General features: G+C 43.4%; 14 protein-coding genes. 7 read left to right on the forward strand and 7 right to left on the reverse strand.

All coding sequences use genetic code 11. The annotated features are described in order from the left end of the window. Window positions 1-264: 264 nt before the first annotated feature. The 4 genes from AVL57_RS16640 (at window position 265) to sthA (ending at window position 4,893) form a co-directional block, all read left to right on the forward strand. Complete coding sequence (locus AVL57_RS16640) at window positions 265-1,590, forward strand: DsbA family protein (RefSeq protein ID WP_057789426.1); 1,326 nt, start codon at window positions 265-267, stop codon at window positions 1,588-1,590. Between the two features lie 48 nt (window positions 1,591-1,638). Beyond that, window positions 1,639-1,812 carry a hypothetical protein gene (locus AVL57_RS21210; RefSeq protein WP_156454646.1) on the forward strand — a complete coding sequence of 58 codons (174 nt, stop codon included), beginning with the start codon at window positions 1,639-1,641 and terminating at the stop codon, window positions 1,810-1,812. Between the two features lie 356 nt (window positions 1,813-2,168). Further along, window positions 2,169-3,296, forward strand: coding sequence for an acyl-CoA desaturase (locus tag AVL57_RS16645; RefSeq protein ID WP_057789424.1), 1,128 nt, complete (start codon window positions 2,169-2,171; stop codon window positions 3,294-3,296). Between the two features lie 169 nt (window positions 3,297-3,465). Continuing rightward, complete coding sequence (sthA, locus tag AVL57_RS16650) at window positions 3,466-4,893, forward strand: Si-specific NAD(P)(+) transhydrogenase (RefSeq protein WP_057789422.1); 1,428 nt, start codon at window positions 3,466-3,468, stop codon at window positions 4,891-4,893. 52 nt (window positions 4,894-4,945) lie between these two features. Here sthA and AVL57_RS16655 read toward each other — a convergent pair whose 3' ends face one another. Further along, window positions 4,946-5,260, reverse strand: a complete 315-nt coding sequence (locus AVL57_RS16655; RefSeq protein ID WP_057789421.1) for a hypothetical protein — start codon at window positions 5,258-5,260, stop codon at window positions 4,946-4,948. A 115-nt stretch (window positions 5,261-5,375) separates the two neighbouring features. Here AVL57_RS16655 and AVL57_RS16660 point away from each other — a divergent pair, with 115 nt between their 5' ends. Further along, a complete protein-coding gene (locus AVL57_RS16660; protein ID WP_057789419.1) occupies window positions 5,376-5,954 on the forward strand; it encodes a uracil-DNA glycosylase family protein in 579 nt (192 codons plus the stop codon). A 4-nt stretch (window positions 5,955-5,958) separates the two neighbouring features. On the opposite strand, the gene AVL57_RS16665 is transcribed toward AVL57_RS16660, so the two are convergent. After that, window positions 5,959-8,193 (reverse strand): bifunctional diguanylate cyclase/phosphodiesterase, encoded by a 2,235-nt coding sequence (locus tag AVL57_RS16665; RefSeq protein ID WP_057789417.1) that lies wholly within the window; start codon window positions 8,191-8,193, stop codon window positions 5,959-5,961. 134 nt (window positions 8,194-8,327) lie between these two features. Here AVL57_RS16665 and AVL57_RS16670 point away from each other — a divergent pair, with 134 nt between their 5' ends. After that, entirely contained in the window at window positions 8,328-9,239 is a 912-nt protein-coding gene (locus tag AVL57_RS16670; protein ID WP_063456780.1) for a TIGR03899 family protein, read from the forward strand. A 109-nt stretch (window positions 9,240-9,348) separates the two neighbouring features. Here the strand turns inward: AVL57_RS16670 and AVL57_RS16675 are convergent, their stop codons facing one another. The 3 genes from AVL57_RS16675 to AVL57_RS16685 are packed head-to-tail and all read right to left on the reverse strand — an operon-like array spanning window position 9,349 to window position 13,632. Next, window positions 9,349-10,095: a phosphoadenylyl-sulfate reductase gene (locus tag AVL57_RS16675; RefSeq protein WP_057789415.1), complete on the reverse strand. Its 747-nt coding sequence runs from the start codon at window positions 10,093-10,095 to the stop codon at window positions 9,349-9,351. After that, entirely contained in the window at window positions 10,088-11,806 is a 1,719-nt protein-coding gene (cysI, locus tag AVL57_RS16680; protein ID WP_013782651.1) for an assimilatory sulfite reductase (NADPH) hemoprotein subunit, read from the reverse strand. The genes AVL57_RS16675 and cysI overlap by 8 nt, the downstream gene beginning before the upstream one ends. Continuing rightward, window positions 11,806-13,632, reverse strand: a complete 1,827-nt coding sequence (locus tag AVL57_RS16685; protein ID WP_057789412.1) for an assimilatory sulfite reductase (NADPH) flavoprotein subunit — start codon at window positions 13,630-13,632, stop codon at window positions 11,806-11,808. Before AVL57_RS16685 ends, cysI begins: the two co-directional genes overlap by 1 nt. 372 nt (window positions 13,633-14,004) lie before the next feature. Here AVL57_RS16685 and AVL57_RS16690 point away from each other — a divergent pair, with 372 nt between their 5' ends. Further along, entirely contained in the window at window positions 14,005-16,062 is a 2,058-nt protein-coding gene (locus tag AVL57_RS16690) for a TonB-dependent receptor plug domain-containing protein (RefSeq protein WP_057789410.1), read from the forward strand. A gap of 71 nt (window positions 16,063-16,133) precedes the next feature. Here the strand turns inward: AVL57_RS16690 and AVL57_RS16695 are convergent, their stop codons facing one another. Beyond that, window positions 16,134-16,889, reverse strand: coding sequence for a TIGR04219 family outer membrane beta-barrel protein (locus AVL57_RS16695; protein ID WP_057789408.1), 756 nt, complete (start codon window positions 16,887-16,889; stop codon window positions 16,134-16,136). A gap of 3 nt (window positions 16,890-16,892) precedes the next feature. Beyond that, a complete protein-coding gene (locus AVL57_RS16700) occupies window positions 16,893-17,885 on the reverse strand; it encodes a DUF2333 family protein (protein WP_057789406.1) in 993 nt (330 codons plus the stop codon). Between the last annotated feature and the right edge of the window lie 6 nt (window positions 17,886-17,891).

Genomic DNA, 17,891 nt, shown 5'->3' on the forward strand with positions numbered 1-17,891 from the left:
TCTTTACTAGTCTATCGCATGAGTGCCTATAGGGAGAAGCTTAAATTCATTCTGCCCTAGGCCGAAAAACTATTAGCGCTTACTCAATACTATCTCCGTAGCGTTTTTTAGTAACTGTTGTTACTGTACAGCCTTATTTTAACAAGTTGTTAACCATATAGCCATTATCCCCCTAGCTCCAATTACTGTCGGAATATAAGGCTATGGCACTAAGCGTCTACATGGAGTTAACGACCTATATGAACAAAAATAGCTGACCTAATAATGAAAAAAAGTATTCAGCCTTACGTGCTACAGTTAATTTCGAGTAACACGCTACGAAGTATTAAACGTGCCTATTATACTTGTGCACGCCTTTTTACTCGTGATGTACCTAAATTAGAGGTTTTCATTAAAGTAGATGACCCTTACTCACTTTTACTTGTTCAAGCTTTACCTAAACTAGAAGAAAAGTATCGCGTCACGATAACAGCTCGCGTCATTATCAATTCAGATCCAGTGATGTTCCCCGAATTAGCTATGTGGAACCAACACTCAGTTAACGATGCGATGCATTTAGCAAACGTCTACCGCCTTCAGTTTCCGTGCTCGGCTACTGGGGTTACTCACCAAGCTCGCTCAGTTTTTACTGCGTCCTGTGCCGTTCAGCAAAAAATAGATGAAGGCACTTCATGGACAGGTATTACTGAATTACTACTTGCCTATTGGAAAGGTGATCAGATTGATGCCTTCTTGAGCGTTGATGAGGCGGCATTAGAGAAACGTTTTAAAGCACACCAACATCAACTTTTCTTGAAAGGTCACTACCTGCCCGCCACGACTTATTACGATGGCGAATGGTATTGGGGTGTAGATAGGCTCGATCACCTAGAACGTCGACTTATCGATGAAGGCTATGCAAATCAACCCAACACTCAAATTGAATTTAATAAAACCTACGCACCGCTTTTTCAGCCTTTCAATTTTACTGACGTGAAGGAAAAGTACAGCGAGCCCTTAACGCTGTTTTGGTCTGCCCGTAGCCCCTATTCTTATATTGCGTTGCTACAGGCGGTAAAACTAACTATACACTACGGCATTCCCCTTGAAGTAAAGCCAGTACTGCCGATGATGATGCGTGGGTTGTATGTCCCCCCTAAAAAAGCCATTTATATTTTTCTAGACACAAAACGCGAAGCGCAAAAACTGGGGATTGATTATGGGTTTCTCGCCGACCCGTTAGGTGAAGGTGTAGAGCGATGCTATGCACTATTAGCTTATGCTCGGGAAAACAACAAGTATCTAGACTATTTGTTATCGTTCGCCAAGGCGGTAAATGCCCATGGTGTTAGAGCAGATACTGATAGTGGAATGAAGAAAATAGTAGAAGGCGCAGGTTTGTCTTGGCAGGAAGCGAAGTTGCATCTAAACAATACTGACTACAAAGAAGAGGTTACTGCAAACCAAGCGGATATATACCAAAAAGGCAGTTGGGGTGTGCCCGTTTTCAGATATAAAGATATTCAGGTATGGGGCCAAGATAGATTATTTGTTATGGAAGATGCCATTCGACAAAACCTTAACTCTCATAACAGTGCTTCTAGTAATTAAGCACTACATAACACTTATACAGCAGTAGGTAATTTAAATGGCTTATGCATGAGTAAGAAAAGTATCACGCGCAGCATGTGCGATGTATTTGGTGAGCGCACCCTACCTAGCGAACAAGATTTAGAAGACTTTTGGCAATTAATAAATGGTCGAGGAGGAAGGCGGGTTTTCCATAAGCTAATTCGCTATATGAACGAGCGAATTACACACAGAGAAAGATAAGTTGATGCTCTTAAACATAGCCCCTGCCCGATTCAAATTGTCAATGGGAGTGCGGATGCTATCTCCGGTGAACATATGGCTCAACGATATGAAGAAATTATCACGAGGCAGCATATTGTAAGACTGTCTAATATTGGACACTACCCTCAGCTCGAAGCGCCTATAGATGTAAGTAACTCAATAATTTCCTTTATAAACAACATTAAAACGCCCTTAGCATAAAGTGTAGTAGGCAATTTTTTGAAGCTTACTATAATTAAAGTTTACACACGTAAGCAGAACTTCTGTCCATTCTGCTTGCCTGATGAGCAAGAAAACGATAAATTGGCGCACAGTTGTAAGCTGAGTTGTAGAAAATGAATAAACCACCTCTTATCCTGACGAATGTCTTAGTGTTCTTAATTACCGGCGCCATCGCCTTTATCGGCGTACCTGTATGGGTTATCAATCATGGAATTGATTGGGCGGAAATAGGCACTGCGATTTTCTTATTTTATTTCACTGGTATGTCAATTACTGCCGGTTACCATCGTCTGTGGTCACATAAAACCTATGATGCGAATATTGTCGTGCGCGTAATACTTGCTATCGGCGGCGCAATGGCACTGCAAAATAGTATCTTGCACTGGAGTTCAGATCACAGAATTCACCACCGTCATGTAGATGACAACGAAAAAGACCCTTATTCAGCAAAACGCGGTTTGTGGTTTGCACACATTGGTTGGATGCTCCGCGAGTATCAAGAAAAGCGATATGACGACTATAGAAACTGTAAAGACTTGCAGAAAGATAAAGTTGTTATGTGGCAACACAACTACTACCTGCCAATCGTTCTTGCTGCTAACTTTGGCGTTACTGGCTTTTTGGGCTGGTTAAATGGCGACATCCTAGGCATGATTTTAGTCGCTGGCGTATTACGTTTGGTGCTTGTTCATCACGTCACTTTCTTTATTAATTCCTTGGCACATTTCTGGGGAAACCAGCCGTACACTGATTCAAACACGGCCAGAGACAACGGCGTGCTTGCGTTTTTCACCTTTGGCGAGGGTTATCACAATTACCATCATATTTTTGAATATGACTATCGCAACGGTATTCGTTGGTATCAGTTTGATCCAACAAAATGGTTAATCCGCGGGCTTTCTTACATGGGTCTAACGTATAACCTACGTCGTGTGCCTGAAGAGCGTATTGAAAAAGCAAGAGCAGCAATGCAATTGCAACGCGCTAGCGAACAAGTATCTGTATTACCTAATGCAGAAGAGCTTATGCAAACTATTGAGCAAGAGTACGAGCTACTTATGCAACGTATGTCTGATTACTATGCGGCGAAAAAGCGTTTGATGAAAGTAAAACAAAAATCACTCAAACGCACCATAGAAGGCTTAGAGCTTACCTACAAGTACAAAGAGCTTAAGCATGCATTAGCCGTTCAAAAAGAAAAATGGCTTCAATTGCAGAGTCTTTCGCTTCAAGTCGCGTAGATTTATTGGCTCTACGCCACTTTATTTAAAAACCCACATGCGCTTTGCACATGTGGGTTTTGTTTATTTGGCGATTAGCACTAGAGTTAGTGTTACAAACCCAGTAACGTAGAATATTAGTAGTAGTTATTTTACGACAAACGCGGCCACTGAAAAATAGGATGTAGTTATGGCGACAAAGCAAAAAGACAAACCAGTAACCCCTTCTTACCAATATGATGCAATTGTTATTGGCACAGGACCTGGGGGTGAAGGCGTAGCCATGCAATTAGCTAAAGCTGGCAAGAAAGTCGCTGTAGTAGAAAGATACGAAGCGGTGGGAGGTGGATGTACGCATTGGGGTACTATTCCGTCGAAAGCTTTAAGGCACTCCGTTAGCCGCTTAATTGAATATAATAACTCCCCCCTTTTTGCTGACAATCATTTAAGCCGAAGCCTCACTTTTGCAGAAATTATGCATCACGCCAGTGGTGTGGTAAAAAGTCAAACTCGTCTTAGATCGTCATTTTATGACAGAAACCGCGTTAACTTGTATCACGGTGAAGCTAGCTTCCTTGATGCTAATACCTTACAGATTGTCCGTGATGATGGTTCGAAAGATATTTTAACAGCGGCACAAATTGCTATTGCCACTGGCTCGCGCCCTTACACGCCACCCGATATCGATTTTGATCATCCCAGAATTTATAACTCAGACACTATTTTGTCTCTTGATCACGATCCCAAATCCATCATTATTTACGGTGCAGGTGTTATCGGGTCAGAATACGCCAGTATCTTTCGCGGCATGGGCGTAAAAGTAGACCTCGTGAATATGCGAGACAGACTCCTTTCTTTCCTTGATACCGAAATTTCAGATGCGCTAAGTTACCACCTATGGAACAACGGCGTACTTATTAGGCATAACGAAACCTATAAGTCGGTGGAAGGTAAAGAAGACAGCGTAGTATTAAACCTAGAGTCAGGTAAACGAATGAAAGCTGATTGCTTATTGTTTGCCAACGGCCGTACCGGTAATACTGACATGCTAGGTTTAGAGGCCATTGGTCTAAAAGCAGATAATCGCGGGCAACTCAGTGTAAATGAAAAATACCAAACTCAAGTAGATAACATCTTCGCCGTAGGCGACGTTATCGGATACCCAAGCTTGGCCTCTGCTGCCTACAATCAGGGCAGATTTGCCGCTGAAGCTATGTTAGGGGCCACGACACACACCGCATTGGTGGCAGATATTCCCACTGGCATTTATACCATTCCAGAGATTAGTTCGGTGGGTAAAACCGAACAAGAGCTTACCGCCGCAAAAATACCTTACGAAGTGGGTAGAGCCCAGTTTAAGCATTTGGCTCGCGCTCAGATTGCGTCAACACAGGTTGGTAGTTTAAAAATTCTATTTCATAGAGAAACTAAGAAAGTCTTAGGTATTCATTGTTTTGGAGAGCGTGCATCTGAAATTGTGCACATTGGACAAGCGATTATGCAGCAAAAGGGCGAAGGAAATACCATCGACTACTTTGTGAATACGACCTTTAATTACCCAACCATGGCCGAAGCTTATCGCGTAGCAGCAATTAATGGGCTAAATAGAATATTTTAAGGAAATTTGGGCACAAAAAAACCGGCACCTAGTGCCGGTTTTTTTAGTGCGATTAATCTCGGTTTGCAGCCAGAGTATTTAGCGCTGAAAGCGCATCTCGATGTGCTACGATATCGATCTGCATCTTTTCTTGGTCGAATGTCATTGTTGCAGTTGCGTAGTCTCCAAGACTTTCGCTGGCAACATTTACCAATTCAGTTTGTGCATCACGGAAATGAATGTTGTTGTTGATGTTTTCAGCTATACATTCATTATTCAATTCGAACGATTTTGCGTCCATACAATCGAAAAGCTGGTTTTCGCCAGAGCCCGCATGCGCAATACCAAAGACGGACATTAAGGTTAATCCTAGTACTACTTTACGCATGGTTTATCTCCTGTTCTGCAGTTCATTACTGCGATGATCAAATAATAATGTATATACGTTTTAATGTCAAATCGGATCATGGGAATATGACAGCAATATTACAAAGTGAAATAATATGACTAATTCGGCGATTATTTTTGATAATTTAGTAAAAGAGGCGAAACAGTGTTCGTTGTGTATTGAACACCTTCCCTATGGCGTAAACCCAATTTTCTCAATTGGGCCACAGGCAAAAGTTGTGCTAATTGGTCAAGCGCCCGGCCTGATCGCACATCAAAACACGAAAGCCTTCAGTGATAAAAGTGGTGAAAGGCTGAGGCAGTGGCTAAAAATTGATACTACAACGTTTTACGATGAAAGCAAATTAGCCATTATGCCTATGGGATTTTGCTTTCCTGGCTACAAAAATGGGGCTGATGCACCACCTAGAAAAGAATGTGCCCCCACTTGGCACAATAGGATGTTAGACGCCATACGACCAGAATTAATCCTGCTTGTCGGTAGATATGCCCAGCAATATTACTTACCCGAGTACCGAACGTTAACAGACGCTATAAAGAACAATCGTGATGAGAGGTTTGCTGTGCTGCCCCACCCGTCTGGTAGAAACAACCGCTGGCTTGCACAGCACCCTTGGTTTGAAACTGAGTATCTACCTCACGTGGTAGAGCGTTTAACGCCACGACTAAAGTGAATCGTTAGTTCGCGTCTTTTTGCGATACAAGGTAATCCATCAATTCACTAAATGGCATGGGTTTAGCGTAGAAGAAACCCTGCGCTTCGTTACAACCCAATTCAATCATATACTCAGCTTGCTCTTTGGTTTCAATCCCTTCAGCAATAGTGAGCAGCCCTAATTTGTTTCCTAAAGTCACAATAGTCTCGGCAAGCACTGCACTTTTACCCGGTTCAATGTCTCGGATAAACGAGCGATCTACTTTTAAACGATCTAATGGGAGTTGCTGCAAGTAACTCATAGAAGAAAACCCCGTTCCGAAGTCGTCTATTGCTATGGCTACACCATGCTCTTTTAACGTTCTAAGGGCATCTATCACAATTTGCGGTTCATCCATCACCACACTTTCTGTTATTTCTAACTCGAGTAGACTTGGATCGCATTCAGATGCGCTAATAGTGCCAAGCACTTTACTAACAAATGACCTATCTCTAAATTGAGGCATTGATATATTTACCGCAACCCGTAAGTCGCCGAAATTCGCCTCTTTTAAATCTTTCAATCGGCGGCATGCTTCTTCAAGTACCCACTCACCAATATCTACAATAAGACCTGAATACTCAGCCATAGGCACAAACACAGCCGGCGAAATATAGCCATTATTGCCATCAGGCCAACGTAGCAAACCTTCCATACCTACCACTTTTTCACTGACTAAGTCTACTTGTGGTTGAAACCATAACTCCAGCTTACGTGCCATAAAGTCGCTACGCAGGCGACGGATCATTTCAAGGCGCCACGTCGTTTTATCTTCAATATCTTTCGCAAAATATTCGAAGTTATCGCTGATGTTCTTTTTCGCGCGGTTTAACGCAATATTAATGCGTTTCAAAATTTCTAAGCCAATATTTCGTTTGTCATCGAGCTGACATAGCCCAATTGTCACGTTCACCGGTAAGGTGTGGTCGCTAACTTTAAACGACGATTGAAACAATGAATTGATATTGTCTGGGTTAACCACATTTGAAGGGCCGATAAGCCCAAACACATCCGCGCCAATGCGCCCAATTTTCACCGAGTCATCGAAGCAAGCTTGAAACCTATCACTGATAGCACGCAATAACTCGTTTCCAGCCTCTTGGCCTAAACCATCGTTAATGTCTGAAAAGTGGTTTACATCAATAAGCGCGACTGAACAGTTTTCACAGGCAAAAATATGCGGTTTATCGAGCATATTGATAAATTCATTACGATTAGGAAGTCGTGTGAGCCAATCCCTGAAAGCAGCATTTCTTAATTGATGGAACAAGTTTACGTTTTCGTAGCCTACTGAAATACTGGATAAAAACACTTCTAACAAGCTTTTATCTAGGTTAGTAATTTCACTTACCATGTTCACATAAACGGCCGCTTCAAACCCAGAACGGTTTATATACAACACAGATGAATCAGATTCGAAAATATGACGTTTTAAGCGAAGACAACGACCTACTTGCTCTGAAATTTCACTGTTATTAATATTATCGATGGATTCATTAATAAAAGAAGCATATTCCCCAGCTGCCCCTAAGATATACACACCGTTGTCGTCTTTATCTAAAACCGAACCAGCCCTAGCGCAAACAAGCCCTTCAGCATCTAATCCAATCAACGAACTAATTTGAGTGACAACCCCTTCGCAAAACCCTTTTACAGAATGCTCTTCAAAAAGATTGGCCGACGAGGTAATGATTTTTTCTAAACCAATGCGGTTTTGATTGATTGTCATTATTTGCTGATAGGAGCGCAGAGAAGAGATAACCGTGGTCATCAGTTTAGCGCGGGTAAGCTCAGTCTTTGTTTTGTAATCGTTAATATCATAAAGCTTAATCACTTCTTCTTCTGGCGCATAACCAGGTTGCCCTGTTCTTAAGACAATACGAGGCTCGGTTAGCCCCATAGATTCGCGAATGTAACGCACAACATCGAAACCGGCGTCGTCAGTTTCCATCACTACATCCAGAAGAATAATCGCAATAGACTTACCGTAATCGTGCAAGAGTGTTTTGGCTTCTTTAGCCGAATAGGCATGTAAGAAATTAAGCTTTCTATCATTTACAATAAGGTCGGAGAGCGCGAGACGCGTAACGGTATGAATTTCCTCGTCGTCATCAACGATGAGAATGTTCCATTCCTTATAAATCGTAGTGTCGATATCAGAACTTCCATCGTCATCTAAGAAGATAAGTTCATCATTATCGTAATCCGTTGCCGACATAACTGCTTAAACCCTCGTCACTGATTCACACATACTTTTTCCCATATGATGTTTATCAGAATTGCTAATTCGATACTGCAATGCAATAGTGGTAACCTATTGTTTATGCTTTTAATGGCAATCTACATATTAAAATGAAGATAACCCCTGATCCTTATACTAGTTCACTTCCTAAGACCAAGCGCCCTACTGAACCATCGCCGGCTAGCCGTAACGACAATCCAAACCAAAGTGCGACTCAAAACGTGCAACAAGATACACCGACGCACTTTGTACGACAAAAGATACTCTCTTGGTTCTCTCGTGTCGGCATTTCTCCTTCAATGGCGAAAGATCCGAAAAGCCAACGAAACACGTTAGAACGAAGAAAGCAGATAATTGAATTACAAAAAGCTGTAAACCTCCAAGCTGTCTTAAATATAGCACTAAATGTAACTATAACCGAATCAGAAAGTGATGGACTTGATCCAGATTGGTTTTTTGCTTTTAGCAATATGGCAGAAGAGATCCACAGTCCAGGAATGCAGGAGCTTTGGGGCAAGATTTTTGCCGTTGAGGTAAGTAAACCCGGCAGCTTTTCTCTTCGCAGCTTACAAATGCTAAAATTGCTTACTCACAGAGATGCGAAAGTCTTTGCGAAGGCGGTTAGTATAGCCAGTAGACGGCAACATGATACCATCCCTCGTATATTAGTCGGTTTCCATAGGAAAAAAGGCATACTATCGTTTTTCAAACGTGCAGTACCGGAACAGTTAAATTTAGCCTCTGTGGGTCTTTCCTATCCTGATTTACTTGCCCTTCAAGATATGAAGCTACTTTATGCCAGTGAGATTGAAAGCGGTGAGTATGCAGAAGGTCAACAAACAAGTTGGCGCTGTGGTGCCGAGCAATTCACACTAGAAAGTAAGCAGCCAGGTGTCGCCTTGGTGTATTTTAAGTTTACCGCAGTAGGTAGTGAGCTTTATAAGCTCGTACCAAGAAAACAAAACCCAGCTTACCTATCGGCACTTAAGGGCGTATTAAGCGAAGTCTTTAATATTCATTAACCCGCAGTTTGAGCCCCACCTATTTTAGCACCGCCTTTTTTAGACCGGCTACTCAGACATGGTTCGCCAGCCCCACTGTTTCGGTGAGCTAGGCGAACGGGGTGACAGATTAAATTCCGTCACCAAACTCGTGCAACCCACATTCACGCTTAAGTCCGAAGAAACGAGTATCTTGTTCACTCATGCCTTCTTGCAATGATTGCGTAGTATGCCAATCGCCAATAGATACATAGCCTTCATCCCACAAAGGATGGTACGACAAACCATGCTCTTTCAAATAGTAGTGCAGATCTTTGTTGCTCCAATCAATAATAGGATAGAGCTTAAACTGATTGCCTACCTTTTGAAGCACAGGTAATTTGCCGCGGGTATCAGATTGGCTGCGGCGTAAACCGGCAAACCATGTACCTGCGTTAAGTTCTTTCAAAGCACGCTGCATAGGTTCAACCTTGTTCATTCGGTTGTACTGCTCAATGCCTTCAACACCTTGTTCCCATAATCGACCAAAGCGAGCTTCTTGCCACGCAGATGAAATATCTGCGTTATACACGTGCAAGTTTAGATTCAATGCGTCTTTCAGCTCGTCAATAAACTTGTAGGTTTCAGGAAACAAATAGCCAGTATCCGTTAATACTACGGGAATATCTGGCTTAGCTTGGGTAAGCATGTGTAGCATAACCGCAGATTGGGCACCAAAGCTTGATGACACAATGTGACTGTCAGGTAAGTTTTCAAGCGCCCACGCAACGCGGGCTTGAGCACTCATCTCTTCCAGTTCAACATTGATATCGGCAAGGGCTTCCTTGCTGATATCAAATGCTAACGGACTGCTATTAATTAGCGTCGAATTACTCATAAAAGTCTCTAGCTGAATCGACAACGGGCGCGACAATTTCAGCGCGAATAACATAATCACCGAACGATTCGTTACCGTTACGCTCTTTCGCCCACTTGCCAATTAATGAATCAAGTTCGGCCATAATTTCTTCTTCACTGATGTTTTCACGATACATCTTAGGAATACGGGTTCCTTCACGATCGCCACCTAAGTGGAAGTTATATTTACCAGGGCCTTTACCCACTAAACCAACTTCGGCCAACATGGCACGACCACACCCATTCGGGCAGCCCGTTACACGGAAAATAATACTGTCGTCCGCTAAACCATGCTTCGCTAGCAAACCTTCAAGTTCCGTTACCGCATCAGGCAAATAGCGTTCTGCTTCTGCCATTGCTAATGGGCAGGTTGGCAAGGCAACACAAGCCATAGAATCAAGACGTTGATTTGAAGTCTCTGGCGCAATAAGTCCGTGCTCACGGGCCAAGGCTTCAATCTTTTCTTTATCTTCTGCTGGTACACCCGCAACAATCAGGTTCTGATTCGCAGTTAAGCGGAAGTCGCCGGTATGAATTTTTGCAATCTCAGCACACCCTGTTTTTAAGGTTTTACCCGGATAATCTAAAATTCGGCCGTTTTCGATAAATAACGTTAAATGGTATTTGCCGTCTATACCTTCAACCCAACCGAAACTATCGCCGCGAGTCGTGAATTCATAAGGACGGGTTTCGCCAAAGGTAACGCCTGCACGCTTCTCTACTTCAGCTTTAAAATTGTCTACACCCACACGTTCTAGTGTGTATTTGGTTTTGGCGTTTTTACGATTAACACGGTTACCCCAATCGCGCTGGGTAGTCACTACTGCTGCAGCAACGGCTAATGTGTCATCCAAACCAATAAAACCGAAGTCACTGGCTTTACGTGGGAAGGTGCTCTTATCGCCATGCGTCATGGCTAGGCCGCCGCCCACTAATACGTTAAAACCAATCAGCTTACCGTTTTCAGCAATAGCCACAAAGTTAAGATCGTTCGCGTGAACATCTACATCGTTTTGTGGTGGAATAACTACTGTAGTTTTAAACTTACGAGGTAAGTAATTGTCACCTAAAATTGGTTCTACTGGCTTTTCAGTGGTTTCAACTCTTTCGCCATCTAGCCAAATTTCAGCATAAGCACGGGTTTTAGGAAGTAAGTGCTCGCTTATCTTTTTAGCCCACGCATATGCTTCAACGTGTAAGGCAGACTCAACCGGGTTAGAGGTACAAAGTACGTTTCGGTTTACGTCACCTGCAGTAGCAATAGAGTCGATACCGGCTTTATTAAGCATTTGGTGCATCGACTTAATTTTCGGCTTTAATACACCATGAAACTGGAACGTTTGACGGGTAGTAAGACGAATACTGCCGTACATAGTGTGGTCGGCGGCAAACTTGTCGATAGCTAACCATTGGTCAGGGGTAATAACCCCACCTGGTAAACGGGCACGTAGCATTACATTATGCAACGGCTCTAGTTTTTGCTTAGCACGCTCGGCGCGAATATCGCGGTCATCTTGCTGATACATACCGTGGAAGCGAATAAGTTGGAAATTATCCGCTGTAAACCCACCGGTTAAATCGTCTTTTAAATCTGTTTCGATAGTGCCGCGCAAGTTATTACTTTCACGCTTTAAACGCTCGTTGTCAGCCAGTTTGCCCTCAACGATAAATGGTGATTTTTCATTGCTCATTAATAGACATCCTTCTGGTAACGTTTCGCTTTGCGTAATTCAACTAAGTACGCTTTAGCATCGGCTTCTGACTTTTCGCCGTACTGTTGCACAATACTGATAAGTGCGTTTTCTACATCTTTCGCCATGTACATTGCATCGCCACACACATAAAAATGTGCGCCTTGCTGAAGCCATTCGTACACTTCTTTTCCATGCTCAAGCAAACGGTGCTGCACATACACTTTCTCTTCTTGGTCGCGAGAGAATGCCAAAGTAATTTTATCTAGTAGGCCGTCTTTCACGTAGCCTTGCCATTCCACTTGATACAAGAAGTCTTGCGTGAAATGTGGGTTCCCGAAGAACAACCAGTTTTTGCCTTGTGCATCTTGTGCATCACGCTCTTGCATGAAAGCTCTGAATGGCGCAATACCGGTACCTGGGCCTACCATAATGACTGGTGTATTAGCATCATCAGGTAAGCGGAAGTGATCGTTGTTTTCAACAAACACGTCTACTTCACCGTTTTCTTCTAAATACTCGCATAAGAAACCAGACGCCCCGCCTTGGTGACGATGACCAAAGGCTTCATAGTCTACGTGAGCTACCGTTAGATGAACTTCATCTTCAACTTCGGTTTGGCTAGACGCAATAGAGTACAAGCGTGGTGTTAGCGGTCGAAACGCTTCAACAAGTTGTTGCGCAGTTAAGCTGCCCGGATGATCGCGCACAATATCAATCAATTGACGCTCTGCCATATAAGTGCGCAGTTTAGCTTTATCTTCCATCATCGCGGCTAAGCTTTCAGAGCCTGTCGCTGCTTGATAGGCTTTAATGAAGTTAGGGTAGCTAAGCGTAAGCTCAAGCTTGCTACTTAGCGCTTCACGCAACGTGAGCGTTGCGTCAGCAACCTTCACTTCTGCATCGCCATCAAGAGAAAGTGTATCTATGAACGCATCAACAAGACTTGGCGCATTTTTAAACCACACACCTAATGCATCGCCTGCTTTATAGGTGATACCAGAATCTTCTAGGCTAATCTCAATATGACGAATGTCTTTTACTGAATCTCGGCCGGTAATTTTTTGAGCATCAAGCAAGGTCGCGGTGAAAGGCGCTTTTTTGGTATACGCTTGTTCGGGTGCACCTTGAACCGCCGAGCCGGTTTGTACCGCTTGGGCAGTAGGCGCTGCTGCACTAAAGTCATTCTTAAGGGATGCAATTAAATCGTTCAGCCAGCTTTCAGCTTGTGCTTCATAATCAACATCGCAATCGGCACGCGCAACCAACTCGGTTCCACCAAGTTTGCCTAGGCGTTCATCGAAGTCTTTGCCAGTTTGACAGAAGAATTCGTAACTACTATCACCTAACCCTAATACCGCGTACTTGGTGTTAGTTAATTTAGGTGCTTTCTTGCCGCTAACAAATTCATGTAACTCGATTGCATCATCTGGCGCATCGCCTTCACCATGGGTGCTAACAAATAGCGCCACATGGGTTTCAGCTTTAAGCGAACGAGGCTTGTAATCTGCCATGCTAACTAACTTAGAGTTAAAGCCCGCTTCTTCCGCTTTAGCCTGACACTGCTGTGCCACGCCTTTCGCATTACCGGTTTGCGAGCCGAATAAAATCGTAAGCGTAGGGGCATCAGTCTGCGCGGGTGCTACTGCACCGGTAGCAGTTGGCGCAACGGCGCCGCCTTGTGCAGCGGCCATACCGGCAGCATAGCCACTGATCCAAGTCAGTTGATCACGGTTTAACCCAGAAATTGCTTGGGTAATTGCATTGAACTGTTGTTCATTTAATACGGCACCAGTAGCCGATGGATTGTTCGATTGTTGTGACATAATTCTTTAGCCTTAATTCGATGGGCATAAGGCTAACGACTTTCTACAAGAAGAGAAAAGAATAAATGAAACTTTTTTATTACTGAAAGTGATTAAGAGTGAGTATTGAATTATAAACAGGGCTATTTTCTGCAGGCTTCACAACAGATTGACAGTATTTATCTGCTTTCCTACCCATAAATTGACAGAATATAAACCAAAAAAGTATTAAAAAAAGGTGTTTTAAGCAAACGTAAAAACGAATAGCACATTTTATTAGGCAAACGAAAAAACATCTAAACAATTAATAATTAAAGAGGTTTCAGGATAAAACCATAAAGACTAATAAGGCAAAATATGCTGTAATTACCCAAACTTTTCAATCGTTGCATTATGTCTCAATTTTCACTTTTTAGATCAACCACCGCGTTAATCATTCTGTTCTTTCTTAGCGCAATTTCATCTAGTCATGCCGACACATTTAAGCACTCGGATGTGCAATTGAACCAAGAGGGGCACAAAGATGAGCATGGTGAACAAAAACATGACCAACGTGAAGCTCATGATGACCATCACGACGAGGTTGAAAAGATTCTTATTCAAGCGACCCGTTCTGGCCGTATAGCCGATGAGCAACCCATTCGCGTTGAACTGATTAACCGCGAAGAAATTGAAGAAAAAGCGGCAATGCGTCCGGGAAATATCTCTATGCTGGTAGCAGAAACCGGCGGCGTAAGAATGCAAACCACCTCGCCCGCTTTAGGCAGTGCCAATATTAGACTGCAAGGTTTATATGGTCGATATACCCAATTGCTTGCAGACGGTTTACCGTTATATGGCAACCAAGCAGCTTCTATCGGGCTACTTCAAATACCACCTACCGATTTGGGTCGCATCGAAATTATAAAAGGGTCTGCCTCTTCCCTTTACGGTGGCTCTGCCTTAGGCGGTGTTATTAACTTAGTGTCTCGCCAGCCCGGCGATGAGTTTAGTGGCGAAACCTTACTTAATGCCACCACGCGAGACGGCCAAGATCTCACTACCTATTTCGAAGCTCCCATTAACGATTCAATAAAAACGTCGATTACCGCAGGCGCGCACTACCAGAATGAACAAGATATTGATGGTGACGGCTGGATTGATTTAGCAGGTTATGAACGCTACACCGCTCGCCCTCGTCTTTTTTGGGAAGGGGAAGATGGCGAAAACCTTTATGTCACTACTGGCTTCATGACAGAACAACGTGAAGGTGGCACGCTAGAGGGTGCAACCGTTGCCAATTCAGAGGCATTCGCGCAAACACAAGATTCAAAGCGCATTGACGGTGGGTTTGTATTTAACAAACCGGTATTCGATACACTTACCTTTAATGCTCGCGCCTCAGCGATGCTTCAAGAGCATGAGCACGCGTACGGGAACGACTTTGACGATGATGAACACGAGAGCTATTTAGCCGAAACCAGTCTAGCTGGCTACACGGATAAAAGTGATTGGGTGGTAGGCATTGCTTACCAGTCAGAGGTTTTCACTTCCCACACATACCCAGAATTTGATTACGATTATCAGGTTCCTGGTATTTTCACTCAAGTCGACTACGAGCTTACTGACATCCTTACCACATCGCTTAGCGCCCGGGTCGACGAGCATAACGAGTTCGGCACCCAGTTCAGCCCTCGGGTATCGTTACTTTATCGTCCAGGCGATATTACGGTAAGAGGATCTTATGGTCAGGGCTACTTTGCTCCTACTCCCTTTGTTGAAGAAATAGAGGCAGCCGGACTATCTCGCTTAGCCAGTATTGAAGATTTAGAAGAAGAAGATGCAGAAACTGCCTCGCTTGATGTGACTTATACGTTAGGCAATATTGAAACGAGCTTAACTTTGTTTGGTTCAAACGTTGATAATGTTACCGAGTTAGAGGCATTTTCGAGTAATGGAACGAGTGAACTAGACCGAGTCAGGTTAGTGAATGCTGAAGGTGAAAGTAAAATTCGTGGTTCCGAGTTTTTGGTGCGCTATTACTGGCGTGATGTAAAGCTAACCGCGAGTTACCTGTACGTTGATGCAACTGAAGTATCAGAAACGAATGAAGGCAGACAAGAAATTGCACTTACACCCCGCCATTCAGCAGGTTTTGTGGCCATGTGGGAACAGCATGGCAGTTTCAGAACCGGTTTTGAAGCCTATTACACCGGCGTACAGCGCTTGAACGACAACCCTTATTTAAATGAGTCTAAACCTTACTGGCATTTAGGTTTAATGGGAGAAATCACTCTGGGCCGCATTAGTTACTTCATTAACTTAGAAAACCTATTGAATGTACGCCAAACCGACGAACACCCATTGCTTTTGCCTAACCGCGCCGCCAGCGGACAATGGACTACTGATATATGGTCCCGTAACGATGGCTTTATTGCCAATGCAGGAATAAGAATTAAATTTGGCCACTAGCGCAACCGCGCTGACACAAAAAAACCGACACATGTCGGTTTTTTTGTTTATCAGGTAGATGTTAGCAAAAATTAGAAGTGAACTTCTAACCCTGCAAACGCGCCATCAAATTCCATGTCTGCATAGATATCGTCAAGATCTTCAATATCCATTGTCACTTTGCGATAGCCAACCTGTAGAGTCATATCAACCGCAATACTTTCTATAAATGAGTAGGTCACTGCCACTTGGTAATCGCTGAGTTCGTGATCGTCAAACGACAAATAGCTACCTTCTGCATAAGCCGCTAAGCCCGTAAACGGCAAGCCAACTTGTACTTTCGAATACACCATGGGTATCACACCAGAAAAATCACCCGACCCCTGTGTGTCACTAGCGGTATCGTAAACTGAGAACGCGCCATCGATATACTTAGCATTCAAGCCCACATCGAAACTAATTAAGTCGTTATCGAACAGCTCGTAATACAAGATAATGTCTGTAGCATCTAACTCAACAATAGTATCTATCTGGCTCTCTGCGGTATACAAGTCACCGTCGAAAGTGAAGTTAGTATTTAGCGTAGTGGTGCCAGAGTTATCTAAGGTGGTATGCCCTATCTTAACGTTTGGCACAAATGGCAACGGGTGTTCGAACGCCACATAAAGCGCGGTGTTTGTTTCATCATCAAAATTAAAGTCGGCAGTAGATGAATTGTCGGCAAACCCACCACTGGTATCGGTTTGCCAAACTTGTGCACCTGCGTACACCCCTGCAATTGTGTCTGCATGTGAAGATGCGGAGAAAAGAGCACAACCTACTAAGGTTGCCAATAGACACTTTTTCATTTGTTATCCTTGACTGAGAAGTTCTGAAAGTTCAATTAAAGCAGCGTTTGCGCGAGAAATATAGTTCGCCATCACTAAAGAATGGTTAGCCAGCATGCCAAAGCCACTGCCATTTAGAATAACAGGACTGAACACAGACTGCTGAGTTGCTTCAAGCTCACGAATTATCTGCTGTAAGCTAACCAATGCGTTTTTATCTTCTAATACATCGTAGAATTCAACTTCTACCGCTTTAAGAAAATGCAGTAGCGCCCACGTCGCACCGCGCGCTTCATGAAAATTATTATCTAACTTGAACCAGCTGGTTTTAACGGTGCGCTGCTGCGCTACCGACGTAGACTGCTTCGCTTTAGAATCGCCGGCTAAATCTGTATTAATTCTTGCAGAACCAACACTGGCACTTAAACGCTGAGAATAGCTGCCTAAACGCTTTTCAACTTGTTTTAACCACTCACGTAAATTATCAGCACGGGTATAAAATTGACTGTCGGAATTTTGCGGGTTCGCAAGCTGATCGCGATAAAGCTTTAGAAGCGCTATGCCGTCTCGGTAGCTAGACTCAGACGACGGAAACATCCAGCTTTTATGATCCATGTTAAATTTAGGATGCGCTTTAGTAAGATAAGGGTTTTCTAACGATTGAGATTGCGAACGGCTAAAGTCTTTACGCATAGAAAGCGCAAGGTCACGAATCATTTCCAGTGCGCCAAATTCAAAAGAAGGCATATTGTCTAAGAAAACACCCGGCGGCATCACATCGTTCGACAGGTAGCCACCAGGCTTATCTAGTAAGGTTTCAGAGACATCAATCATGGTTGCAGTAAGCGTATAGCCGGCCACGTCTTCTGGATTAATATTTTGTGCTTGTTGCGCCACCCGCTTTTTAACGTCATAGGCGTCTGGTGCCATGCTCCAATACAGACCTATTAACCAAAAAATTAGAAACAACACTGCAATGACAAGGGCTACTCGTTTTGTGCTAATTGATTTTCTCATATCAAT

Origin of the sequence: Alteromonas stellipolaris, from assembly GCF_001562115.1 — a bacterium.
Taxonomy (GTDB): Bacteria; Pseudomonadota; Gammaproteobacteria; order Enterobacterales; family Alteromonadaceae; genus Alteromonas; species Alteromonas stellipolaris.

Coding starts and splice junctions, on each gene's coding strand:
- AVL57_RS16675 (WP_057789415.1), bottom strand. CDS start 10,095: ATGAGTAATTCGACGCTAATTAATAGCAGTCCGTTAGCATTTGATATC.
- AVL57_RS16645 (WP_057789424.1), top strand. CDS start 2,169: ATGAATAAACCACCTCTTATCCTGACGAATGTCTTAGTGTTCTTAATT.
- AVL57_RS16670 (WP_063456780.1), top strand. CDS start 8,328: ATGAAGATAACCCCTGATCCTTATACTAGTTCACTTCCTAAGACCAAG.
- sthA (WP_057789422.1), top strand. CDS start 3,466: ATGGCGACAAAGCAAAAAGACAAACCAGTAACCCCTTCTTACCAATAT.
- AVL57_RS16685 (WP_057789412.1), bottom strand. CDS start 13,632: ATGTCACAACAATCGAACAATCCATCGGCTACTGGTGCCGTATTAAAT.
- AVL57_RS16690 (WP_057789410.1), top strand. CDS start 14,005: ATGTCTCAATTTTCACTTTTTAGATCAACCACCGCGTTAATCATTCTG.
- AVL57_RS16660 (WP_057789419.1), top strand. CDS start 5,376: ATGACTAATTCGGCGATTATTTTTGATAATTTAGTAAAAGAGGCGAAA.
- cysI (WP_013782651.1), bottom strand. CDS start 11,806: ATGAGCAATGAAAAATCACCATTTATCGTTGAGGGCAAACTGGCTGAC.
- AVL57_RS16655 (WP_057789421.1), bottom strand. CDS start 5,260: ATGCGTAAAGTAGTACTAGGATTAACCTTAATGTCCGTCTTTGGTATT.
- AVL57_RS16700 (WP_057789406.1), bottom strand. CDS start 17,885: ATGAGAAAATCAATTAGCACAAAACGAGTAGCCCTTGTCATTGCAGTG.
- AVL57_RS16665 (WP_057789417.1), bottom strand. CDS start 8,193: ATGTCGGCAACGGATTACGATAATGATGAACTTATCTTCTTAGATGAC.
- AVL57_RS21210 (WP_156454646.1), top strand. CDS start 1,639: ATGAGTAAGAAAAGTATCACGCGCAGCATGTGCGATGTATTTGGTGAG.
- AVL57_RS16695 (WP_057789408.1), bottom strand. CDS start 16,889: ATGAAAAAGTGTCTATTGGCAACCTTAGTAGGTTGTGCTCTTTTCTCC.
- AVL57_RS16640 (WP_057789426.1), top strand. CDS start 265: ATGAAAAAAAGTATTCAGCCTTACGTGCTACAGTTAATTTCGAGTAAC.